Source organism: Streptomyces sp. NPDC026246 (assembly GCF_055567995.1).
Genome location: NZ_JBVHPJ010000004.1, coordinates 567,894 through 578,426 on the forward strand (window position 1 = coordinate 567,894; position 10,533 = coordinate 578,426).

The following is a 10,533-nucleotide window of genomic DNA, read 5'->3' on the forward strand; positions in this document are numbered from 1 at the left end:
CCCGGGCGCCGATCCTCCTACGCCCGCACGGCCCCGGACGGCCGGTCCTGCGGCCCGGCAGCCGCACAGCCCTCCCCCGCGGCCGCGGCCTCGCGCTCCTCGCCGTCCCGCACCGTCGCGACACCTCCACCCTCAGGTCCGGATAACACCAGCGGCAGCGGATCCGCCGGCTCCAGCAGGGGGTCGTCGATGCGGAAGGTGCGCACCCGCCCCGGCCCCGAGGCGGGCGTCTCGAACCGTACGGTGACCCGCCCCAGGCCGCTGCCCTGCACCCACCCGTGCCCGAACTCGGCGTGCCGCACGTCGTGCCCGGCGGGCCAGCGCCGCTCGGCCAGTGACGGCGGCTGCTCCTCGGCCGGCACGGCGGCACGCTCCTCGGCCGGTCCTTCCGTCTCCGCCCGCTCCCCCGCCGCCTGCGCGAACAGGTCCTCCTGCGTGTAGTCGGCGAGACCGGTGACGCCCACCCCCAGCAGCCGCACTCCCCCCGTCGTGTCGACGGAGTCCAGCAGCCGGGCCGCCGCCTCCCGGATCACCGCGGGGTCGTCCGTGGGGCCGCGCAGCGTCTCGGAGCGGGTGAGGGTCGAGAAGTCGTAGCGCCGCACCTTCAGCACGATCGTCCGCCCCGAGAGCCCGGCTCCGCGCAGCCTGCGCACGCACCGGCCGGCGAGCCGCTGCACCTCCAGGCCCACCCGGGTCCGGTCGTGGATGTCCACGTCGTAGGTGTCCTCCACCGAGACCGACTTGGCCTCCCGCTCGGCGACCACGGGCCGGTCGTCCCGCGCGAGCGCCATGGCGTACAGGCCGTGCCCGTGGGCCTTGCCCAGCAGCCGGACCAGTTCGTCCTCGCCGGCCTCGACGATCTCCTCGACCGTCGTGATACCGGCCCGCCGCAGGTGGTCGCCCGTCGCCGGGCCCACCCCCGGCAGGGTCCGCACGGACATCGGCCCGAGCATCGCCCGCTCGGTCCCCGGCTCGATCACCACCAGACCGTCCGGCTTGGCCTGCTCGGAGCCGATCTTCGCGAGCATCTTGGAGGCGGCCAGCCCCACCGACCCGGTGAGGCCCGTGGCGGCGCGGATGTCGGCCCGCAGCTGCGCCCCGACCAGCCGCGCGGAGGGCTCGTCCCAGGCCTTTCCGCCGGCCTCCAGATCGACGAACGCCTCGTCCAGGCTCAGGGGCTCCACGAGCGGCGACAGGGCCCGCAGCAGCTCCATCACCCGCTCGCTGATGGAGCGGTAGAGCATGAAGCGCGGCACGAGATAGGCGGCATGGGGCGCCAGCCGCCGGGCCTGCCCCATGGGCATCGCCGAATGCACCCCGAAGACCCGGGCCTCGTACGAGGCGGTCGCCACGACACCCCGGGGTCCCAGCCCGCCCACGACCACGGCCTTCCCGCGCAGACTCGGCTTGGAGGCCTGCTCCACCGAGGCGAAGAAGGCATCCATGTCGAGATGCAGGATCGTGGGCGCGGTTCTCACATCTCCGATGCTGCCCTACCGCACTGACAACGCCCTGCCCGGGCGCCCCGGAGGCCCGGGGCCGCTCAGACCGCGCGGTTGCGCCGCCGGGCCAGCTCGTCCGCCGGGTTCGAGCCGATCAGCGTCTCCCCGGTGTCGACGCGCTCCCCGTGCAGCTGGGACAAGGCGCTCTCCACGTCCCGCCACACGACGCCCACGGCGATCCCGAAGACCCCCTGGCCCCCTTGCAGCAGGGCGTGGACCTCGTCGGGCGAGGTGCACTCGTAGACCGTGGCGCCGTCGCTCATCAGCGTCATCCGCTCCAGGTCGCTGAAACCGCGCTCCCTGAGGTGCTGCACCGCCGTGCGGATGTTCTGCAGCGAGACCCCGGTGTCGAGGAACCGCTTGACGATCTTCAGGACGACGACGTCCCGGAAGCTGTACAGCCGCTGTGTCCCGGACCCGTACGCGGGGCGCACACTCGGCTCCACGAGCCCCGTGCGCGCCCAGTAGTCCAGTTGCCGGTAGGTGATGCCGGCCGCCGCGCAGGCCGTGGGGCCGCGGTAACCGATCTGCTCGGACGCCATGGACGTCGTCCCTCCGCTGCTCGGCACCGCCACGGGTCGCTGCGCAGCGTGGTCGGCCGCACTGTCGGGCTGGGGACACGCCCCGCTCGCGCGGAGCCGTGAGCCGGGGGGAGGGTACGGACCGCTCGCCCTGAGACTGCGCTCGGGGCCGCCCCCGGCCGTACCGCCGCCGCTGCTTCTCACGCCGACCTCCGTCCTTGACCTGCCTTCCCGACGGTAGGCAGTCACCCGGGGTGCGTCAACGATCGCCACACTCGCCACGCCGAGTGATAATCACCCTGAGAGTGGTTTCCCGTGCCCCTCTGCGGGGAAAGGCTAGCCGAATGCCCTCGTGGCGCCCGGTATGACGCTCTCACACGCCGGTGGCACATGCGGGCATTTCGCTCGCTGAGCACAGCTGTGCGGGGCAGCCTCCGGACGCCTCACTGGTTGCTGCTGCCGAAGTCCTCCGGGGAGATCTGGTCGAGGAACTCGCGGAACTTCTCGACCTCGTCCTCCTGCTCGTCCGGGATCGCGATACCGGCGTCGTCGAGCACCGTGTCACTGCCGTAGATCGGCGTGCCGGTGCGCAGCGCGAGCGCTATGGCGTCGGAGGGGCGGGCACTCACCTCGACACCGCTGGCGAAGACCAGCTCCGCGTAGAAGACGCCCTCACGCAGGTCCGTGATGCGCACTTCCGTGAGCTCCTGGCCGACGGCCTCCAGCACGTCCTTGAACAGGTCGTGGGTCAGCGGTCGCGCCGGAGCCATGCCCTGCTGGGCGAAGGCGATCGCCGTCGCCTCCCCCGGTCCGATCCAGATGGGGAGGAAACGGTCGCCTCCCACTTCACGCAGCAGCACGATCGGTTGGTTGGAGGGCATTTCCACCCGGACACCTACGACATCGAGCTCGTTCACACAGCAACCCTAGGCCGTGCCCGGGATGTTTGGGTAGTCGGGCCGGGATCGGGGGTCCTGTCCCGGCCCCCGCCGTTCCCCCGTCAGGGCTGCCGCAGGCCGAGTGCCGCCCGCACCAGAGCGGCGTGCAGCTTCACCGTGAGCCCCGCCAGCTCCTTCGTCCGGGCCTGTGCGTGCGCCCTGGTCTGCGGGTTGCGGTGGCGCCTCAGCGGAGCCACCACCTGGTCCACGAGCCCCGCCTCACGGTCGGCGGCGGCCTTCATCGCCCGCAGGTGCCGGGGCTCGATCCCGAACCTTCCCAGCTCACCGACCAGCTCCGCGACCGTCACCGCCTCGGCGTCGAACGCCCCGTCCTCCAGTGGAGTGAGCAGCCCGTAGGACTCCCACTCCTTGAGCTCCTGCTCCTCGATGCCGGCGGCGGCGAGCAGCTCGGCACGCCCGATCCGGGCCGCCGTCGGCCCCTCGGGCGTCTCGGGCACCGCCTCCCCGTCCCGCTGACGGCCCACGACGGGCAGCTGGACGGCCTCACCCCGCTCCATGGCCTCCAGGTGCTCCCGGATGACCTTCAGGGGCAGGTAGTGGTCCCGCTGCATCCGCAGCACGTGCCCGAGGCGCTCCACGTCCCGGGCGCTGAACTTGCGGTACCCCGACGGGGTCCGCTGCGGTTCGATGAGGCCCTCCGACTCCAGGAAGCGGATTTTGGAGACGGTGACCTCGGGAAACTCGTCGCGCAGCACGGTGAGCACCGTGCCGATGCTCATCAGCCCACTGTCCGTGGCGGCGGCGCCGTGTCCGGCACCGCCGCTCGGTGTTTGACGCATGGACCTTCCCTGACGGACGGACCTTCACCGGGGTCCCGGGAGCGGCAGCGGGCTCAGTAGCCCCGCTGGCTCGCGTAGAAGACCAGCCGGTACTTGCCGATCTGCACCTCGTCGCCGTTGTTCAAGGCGACCTGGTCGATCCGCTCGCGATTGACGTAGGTGCCGTTGAGGCTGCCGACGTCGGCCACGGTGAACGAGCCGTCCTGGGCGCGGCGGAACTCCACGTGCCGCCGGGAGACGGTCACGTCGTCCAGGAAGATGTCGCTCTGCGGGTGCCGCCCGGCCGTCGTCAGATCGCCGTCCAGCAGGAAGCGGCTGCCCGAGTTCGGCCCGCGGCGCACGACCAGGAGCGCGGAACCCAGCGGCAGCGCGTCCACCGCCGCCTGCGCCTCGGGCGACAGCGTCGGCATCGGCGTCTGGCCGGTGGTCTCGCTGTCGTAGGCCTCGAGGCCGGAGATGGAGATCGTGGACGTCGTCTCGGACGGGCGCTCGGCTGCCGCACCCGCTCGCAGCGGCGCACCGCAGTTCGAGCAGAAGCGGCTGTTCTCCGCGTTGCGGTTGCCGCAGCGCGTACACACCAGGGCCGACATGGGATCCTCCTGCCGCGGCTGCTCACCCGGAGCGTGGGACGCGTACGGGTCGGAGAACCCACCCGCACCTGAGGCTGACGGCTGGCCGAAACCTATTCCGCCGGACCGCGCAGGGTCAACCGACGGCGCGCCCTGGCCACCCGGGACCTCGCCACCCTGGCCGCCGACCTGGTCCCGGAACAGCGGCCGCTGGCCCTCCGCGTCAGGCTGTGCGCGATGGCGGGCGGTCGCGTTGTCGCTGCCCTCTCGCGCGCTCTTGCCGAACAACTTCGCAAACAACTTCACGGGCGATTCCCCTTGACCGAAACAGACCCGCCCGTGGGGCAGGACGAACCCTGACTGAACACTCTGGCCGACCCGGACATCCTGACAACGTCCGTCTGCACCAGACAGTTTCCACCACGCACCACCCAATCGGTGCGTCGACCCCCCGCAACCTCATGCCCTCGCCGGACGACGCCCATGCGCCCCCGGTTCACCGCGAGGACGACCGAGCGTAGTCAGGCCGCTTCGCCGCTCGCAAGGCGTCCACGACCACGTCGGTCGACCGCTCGATCGTGACGGTGGCCTGTTCCTTCTCGAGAGTCTGCACCACGCCTCCGGGGATGTTGAGCGCCGGCTCCAGGTCCTGCGGCTTGCCGATGACAAGGAAACGATAGGGCGCTTTGATCTTGTTCCCGTCGACGCTCACCCCCTTGCCCGAGTCGCTGAGGTACGTGCCGGCGACGACCCGGACGCCGTTCACCTGGATCGCCTCGGCCCCGGCCGCGCGCAGCTCCTGAACCGCGTCGAGCAGCATGTCCGCCTCGACCGTCCCCTTCGTGTCCTGGATCGTCATGGTGATGCCGGGCCCCTGCGCGGCCACCGTGCCCGCCAGGATGCCGAGTTGCCGCTCCTTCTCGACCGTCTGCTTGCGGGCCTCTTCGGCCTGGTCGGAGCTGTTCTCCAGCTCGTCGCGCTGCTTCTCGAGGCCCTGCTTCTCGTCTTCAAGACGCTGGGTGCGGTCATCCAGTTCATCGAGGATGCGGACGAGATCCTCCTGCCGCGCACCGCGCAGGGCGCTGTCGCTGTCGCTGTTGGAGGCCACCTGCACCGCCAGCCCGAAGCCGAGGCCGAACAGCAGCAGCGCGACGATCAGTTGCGCCCGGCTGAGCCGCGGCGGCCACAGCCCCTGCACCAGCCGCTGCCGGCCCGTCAGCCCCGGCCCGGCGGCGGCCTGCGGCCGCGGTTCCGGTCCGGCCTCCGGCGGGGCCTCCGGCGCCGGGGCGTCGTCGGGCGCGGGGGATGCACCGGGCACCTCCTGCGGCAGTTCGCGGCGCAGCCCGCTCCCGGCCGTCCCGCCGTCGGGCTGCGCACCGGGCACGTGACGGTGCTCGTCGGGGTGCTGGTCGTCGCGTTCACTCATCGGCCTCACGCCCGGAACACGTGCCGGCGGATCGCCGCGGCGTTGGAGAAGATGCGGATGCCGAGGACGACCACCACACCGGTGGACAGCTGGGCTCCCACACCCAGCTTGTCGCCCAGGAAGACGATCAGCGCGGCCACGACCACGTTCGACAAGAACGACACGACGAAGACCTTGTCGTCGAAGATGCCGTCGAGCATCGCCCGCAGGCCTCCGAAGACGGCGTCGAGCGCCGCCACGACGGCGATCGGCAGATAAGGCTCGACCACCGCCGGAACCTCAGGCCGGACCAACAGGCCGGCCACGACTCCCACGACGAGGCCCAGTACGGCGATCACGATGTGCCCTTCCCGCTCTTCTCGGTGCTCGGCTGTGCGGTGCGCACGGTCACACTCGGCGCGGCAGGCAGCCGGAGGTCGTCCTCCGCGGAGATGCCTGTCCGGATGCCGTAGCTCTCCTGCAGCACGTTCAGGTAGATCCCGTCCGCGCTGTTCTGGAACCGCGTGCTGAGCCGCTGCCCGTCCCCCACCGCGAGCACCGTGTACGGCGGCACCAGCGGTTTGTTGTCGACCAGTATGGCGTCCCCGGCGGCCCTGATCGCCGACAGTGCCGTCAGCCGCTGCCCGTTGATGGAGATCGCCTCGGCGCCCGACTCCCACAGCCCGTTGACCACACGCTGCATGTCCCGGTCGCGCACCCGGCCCGTGTCGGAGAACCCGGAGGTGCCACGGGGTTCGCCGTCACCGCCCGTACCGGCTTCCTTGGCGTCGTTCACCACGAGCTTCACGCCGGGGCCGTGTACCGCGACGGCGCCGGACAGGATGCCCACCAGGTCGGAATCGGCGCCGCCGCCGCTGTGCTTCAGCGCCTCGCGCTGCCGCGCGCTCACGTCCGCGCGCAGTTCGTCGACGGCGTCCTCCAGCTCGTCGGCCGCCTCGGTCTCCCGCTCGATGCGGTCGACCAGTTCCTCGCGCTCCTTGGCCACCACCGGGGCTGCCACCCTGGCCTGGGCGGCGCCGACGGTCACGACCAGTGCCGCGAGCACCAGACCCGCCGCCAGCCCGAGCTTGGCACGCAGGGTCTTCGGCATGCCGCCGTCGCCGGCGGCCTTCTTGCGCGCCGCGGCCTCGGCGTAGCCGTCGTCGAGGCTGTGGTCCATGACGTTGGTGAGCAACGACATGGAAGCGTCCGGGCGCCGCGGCCGCGCTGGTGTGCTCCGAATGGGGGGTTGCTGCGGCATGCCGCACATCGTCGCACGTCACGGCCACTACCTCCGAACGGCCCCACCGGCGTGCCGGACAGGCCCCGTTGGGGGCACATGTCCGGCACGCACGCGTGCGGGCCGTTCTATCCGCCGGTCACCGACCGGCGCTGTCCACCACCGCGGCCCACTCGTCGAGCAGCGCCTGCGCGGAGGCGTCGTCCGGGCCCTCGGCCCACAGGTGGGTGACGGCCTCGGCCGGGTCGGGCAGCACCATGACCCAGCGGCCGTCGGTCTCCACCACGCGCACCCCGTCCGTGGTGTCCACGGACCGGTTCCCGGCCGCTTCGACGACCCGGCGCATCACCAGGCCCTTGACGGCCCACGGGGTGGCCAGGTCCCGCTTCAGGACGTGCGCCCGCGGGATCCGAGCGTCGATCTGGCTCAGCGTGAGCTGCGTCCGCGCCACCAGTCCGATGAGCCGCACGAAGGCCGCCGTGGCGTCGTACACGCTGCTGAACTCGGGGACGATGAAGCCGCCCTTGCCGTCGCCGCCGAAGATGGTGCCTTCCTCGCCGCCGACCCGCGTGAGGTCGTCGGGGGACGTCGTCGTCCACTCGACCTGCGTGCCGTGGTACGCCGCCACCTGCTCGGCGATCCGGGTCGTGGTGACCGGGAGCGCGACCCGGCCGCTGCGCCGCTCGGCGGCGACCAGGTCCAGCATCACCAGCAGCGCGCGGTCGTCCTCGATGATCCGGCCCTTCTCGTCGACGAGCGACAGCCGCTCGCCGACCGGGTCGAACCGCACACCGAACGCGGCGCCCGAGGACGCCACGATCTCCCCGAGCCGCACCAGACCCGAGCGCCGGACGTCGGCCGTCTCGGTCGGCCTGGCCTCGTCGAGACCGGGGTTGATCGTCAGCGAGTCGACACCGAGCTTGCCGAGCAGGCTCGGCAGCACGAGGCCGGCGCTGCCGTTGGACGCGTCCACGACGACCTTGAGCCCGGACTCCGCGATCCCGGTCGTGTCGACGTTCCGCAGCAGCGACCCGGTGTACGAGTCGAAGACGCTGGACGGGAAGTGCAGGTCACCGATCTCGCCGGGGAAGGCACGCCGGTACTCCTGACGCGCGAACACCCGGTCCAGCTTCCGCTGGCTGCCCTGCGAGAGGTCGGCGCCCTGGCTGTCGAAGAACATGATGTCGACGGAGTCCGGCACACCGGGCGTGGTGCGGATCATGATGCCGCCGGCGCTGCCCCGAGCCGTCTGCTGCCGCGCCACCGGCAACGGCACGTTCTCCAGGTCCCGTACGTCGATGGCGCTGGCCTGCAGCGCGGAGATCACCGCTCGCTTCAGCGCACGGGCACCACGGGAGTGGTCGCGCGCGGTCGTGACGGTCGAGCCCTTCTTCAGGGTCGTCGCGTAGGCGCCCGCGAGCCGCACGGCGAGCTCGGGCGTGATCTCCACGTTGAGGATGCCGGACACACCCCGGGCACCGAACAGGTGCGCCTGGCCGCGGGACTCCCAGATGACGGAGGTGTTGACGAAGGCGCCGGCCTCGATGGTCTTGAACGGGTAGACGCGCACATTGCCCTGGACGATCGATTCCTCACCGATCAGGCACTCGTCACCGATGACCGCCCCGTCCTCGATCCGCGCCGCACGCATGATGTCGGTGTTCTTGCCGATCACGCAGCCGCGCAGATTGCTGTGGGGCCCCACGTACACGTTGTCGTGCACGACGGCCTTGTGGAGGAACGCGCCGCTCTTGACGACGACGTTGGAGCCCACGACGGTGTGCTCCCGGACCTCGGCCCCCGCCTCGACCTTGGCGTAGTCGCCGATGTAGGCGGGCCCGCGGAGCACGGCGTCGGGGTGGACCTCGGCTCCCTCGGCGACCCAGACGCCCGGGGAGATCTCGAACCCGTCGATGTCGACGTCGACCTTGCCCTCCAGGACGTCGGCCTGCGCCTTGACGTAGCTCTCGTGCGTGCCGACGTCCTCCCAGTAGCCCTCGGCGACGTAGCCGTAGATCGGCTTGCCTTCCTTCATCAGCTGCGGGAAGACGTCGCCGGACCAGTCGACGGGCACGTCGGGGTCGACGTAGTCGAAGACCTCGGGCTCCATCACGTAGATGCCGGTGTTCACCGTGTCGGAGAAGACCTGGCCCCAGGTGGGCTTCTCGAGGAAGCGCTCCACCTTGCCTTCTTCGTCGACGATGGTGATACCGAATTCCAGGGGGTTGGGCACACGCGTCAGGCAGACGGTGACCAGTGCGCCCTTTTCCTTGTGGAAATTGATGAGCTCGGTGAGGTCGAAATCGGTGAGAGCATCGCCGGAGATGACGAGGAAGGCGTCGTCCTTCAGCGCCTCTTCAGCGTTCTTGACGCTTCCGGCGGTACCGAGGGGCTTCTCCTCGTTGGCATAGGTGAGCTCCATGCCCAGCTCTTCGCCGTCACCGAAGTAGTTCTTGACGAGCGAGGCCAGGAACTGGACGGTGACGACTGTTTCATTGAGCCCATGCCTTTTGAGCAGCCGCAGAACGTGCTCCATGATCGGGCGGTTGGCCACAGGCAGGAGCGGCTTGGGCATGCTCGAGGTCATGGGACGAAGGCGCGTGCCCTCGCCACCGGCCATCACGACGGCCTTCATGTCGGAAGCGTCCTCCTCGCAGAGACGGGTCTAGCCGACCTCCCCCGCCAGGATCGTCCCGCGCTTTTCCAGCGCGGGCCATCGCGACCGTGCTACCGGAGCAATCAGCGGGGTTCAATCGGCCATGGTGTCCGCACGGACCAGGCGGCGGACTTGTACTACGTAGAGGACTCCTGCCCACCAATAGAGGGTTGTACCCCATCCGGCGAACGCCCATCCGAAAATTGCAGCCAGTGACGAGATCCAGCCACTTCCGTCACTGAGCAGGAGCAGCGGGAAGGCGTACATCAGGTTGAACGTCGCAGCCTTGCCCAGGAAGTTCACCTGGGGCGGCGGATAGCCGTGCCGGCGCAGGATGCCCACCATGACGAGCAGCAGCAGCTCACGTGCCAGCAGGACGGCGGTCAGCCACAGCGGCAGGATTTCGCGCCAGGTGAGGCCCACCAGCGTCGACAGGATGTAGAGCCGGTCGGCCGCGGGGTCGAGAAGCCGGCCCAGGCTGCTGATCTGGTTCCAGTGCCGCGCCAGCTTGCCGTCCAGGTAGTCGCTGACACCGCTCAGCGCGAGCACCAGGAGGGCCCAGCCGTCGCTCTGGGGCCCGCCGAACTCGGGGCGCAGGATCAGCCACAGGAAGACGGGAACGCCGACGAGACGCGCCATGCTGAGGATGTTCGGGATGGTGAGCACACGGTCCGTCTGGACGCGAGTCTCCTGAACCTCCACCCGGGGGCCTCCTGTGGGAAACGTGCCAACGATGCCCCCTGACCCTACCCCAACGCAAAAAAGCTCCGGCTCCCGGGCTGTAAAACCCGAGAGCCGGAGCTCAAGAATTGTTCGGCGGCGTCCTACTCTCCCACAGGGTCCCCCCTGCAGTACCATCGGCGCTGTAAGGCTTAGCTTCCGGGTTCGGAATGTAACCGGGC

Annotated in this window: 10 protein-coding genes and 1 rRNA gene; all 11 read right to left on the reverse strand. The window is 70.5% G+C overall.

The window, feature by feature from the left end; genetic code table 11:
• Nucleotides 1-17 precede the first annotated feature (17 nt).
• The gene (locus ACZ4M5_RS14570) at nucleotides 18-1,478 is read right to left on the reverse strand and encodes a DNA polymerase IV (RefSeq protein WP_467736514.1); all 1,461 of its coding nucleotides are present in this window, start codon (nucleotides 1,476-1,478) and stop codon (nucleotides 18-20) included.
• 65 nt (nucleotides 1,479-1,543) lie between these two features.
• Nucleotides 1,544-2,227, reverse strand: coding sequence for a MerR family transcriptional regulator (locus ACZ4M5_RS14575; protein WP_398108688.1), 684 nt, complete (start codon nucleotides 2,225-2,227; stop codon nucleotides 1,544-1,546).
• 239 nt (nucleotides 2,228-2,466) lie between these two features.
• On the reverse strand, nucleotides 2,467-2,940 hold the full coding sequence (locus ACZ4M5_RS14580) for a bifunctional nuclease family protein (RefSeq protein WP_184762337.1): 474 nt from the start codon (nucleotides 2,938-2,940) through the stop codon (nucleotides 2,467-2,469).
• Between the two features lie 83 nt (nucleotides 2,941-3,023).
• On the reverse strand, nucleotides 3,024-3,761 hold the full coding sequence (ftsR, locus tag ACZ4M5_RS14585) for a transcriptional regulator FtsR (protein WP_467736517.1): 738 nt from the start codon (nucleotides 3,759-3,761) through the stop codon (nucleotides 3,024-3,026).
• Nucleotides 3,762-3,814: 53 nt separating this feature from the next.
• Entirely contained in the window at nucleotides 3,815-4,765 is a 951-nt protein-coding gene (locus ACZ4M5_RS14590; RefSeq protein ID WP_467736519.1) for an FHA domain-containing protein, read from the reverse strand.
• 61 nt (nucleotides 4,766-4,826) lie between these two features.
• Entirely contained in the window at nucleotides 4,827-5,756 is a 930-nt protein-coding gene (locus tag ACZ4M5_RS14595; protein ID WP_467736521.1) for a DUF881 domain-containing protein, read from the reverse strand.
• Between the two features lie 5 nt (nucleotides 5,757-5,761).
• On the reverse strand, nucleotides 5,762-6,094 hold the full coding sequence (locus ACZ4M5_RS14600; RefSeq protein WP_003988855.1) for a small basic family protein: 333 nt from the start codon (nucleotides 6,092-6,094) through the stop codon (nucleotides 5,762-5,764).
• Complete coding sequence (locus ACZ4M5_RS14605) at nucleotides 6,091-7,005, reverse strand: DUF881 domain-containing protein (RefSeq protein ID WP_467736523.1); 915 nt, start codon at nucleotides 7,003-7,005, stop codon at nucleotides 6,091-6,093. The genes ACZ4M5_RS14600 and ACZ4M5_RS14605 overlap by 4 nt, the downstream gene beginning before the upstream one ends.
• Nucleotides 7,006-7,114: 109 nt before the next feature.
• Nucleotides 7,115-9,610, reverse strand: coding sequence for a sugar phosphate nucleotidyltransferase (locus ACZ4M5_RS14610; protein WP_467736525.1), 2,496 nt, complete (start codon nucleotides 9,608-9,610; stop codon nucleotides 7,115-7,117).
• A gap of 114 nt (nucleotides 9,611-9,724) precedes the next feature.
• A complete protein-coding gene (locus ACZ4M5_RS14615) occupies nucleotides 9,725-10,333 on the reverse strand; it encodes a CDP-alcohol phosphatidyltransferase family protein (RefSeq protein WP_467736527.1) in 609 nt (202 codons plus the stop codon).
• A gap of 109 nt (nucleotides 10,334-10,442) precedes the next feature.
• Nucleotides 10,443-10,533: ribosomal RNA gene (gene rrf / locus ACZ4M5_RS14620) — 5S ribosomal RNA — on the reverse strand; the annotation flags it as partial.

Bases quoted from the DNA above. Each gene is read 5' to 3' on its own strand.
- ftsR (WP_467736517.1), bottom strand. From the start codon at position 3,761: ATGCGTCAAACACCGAGCGGCGGTGCCGGACACGGCGCCGCCGCCACG.
- ACZ4M5_RS14595 (WP_467736521.1), bottom strand. From the start codon at position 5,756: ATGAGTGAACGCGACGACCAGCACCCCGACGAGCACCGTCACGTGCCC.
- ACZ4M5_RS14605 (WP_467736523.1), bottom strand. From the start codon at position 7,005: ATGTGCGGCATGCCGCAGCAACCCCCCATTCGGAGCACACCAGCGCGG.
- ACZ4M5_RS14610 (WP_467736525.1), bottom strand. From the start codon at position 9,610: ATGAAGGCCGTCGTGATGGCCGGTGGCGAGGGCACGCGCCTTCGTCCC.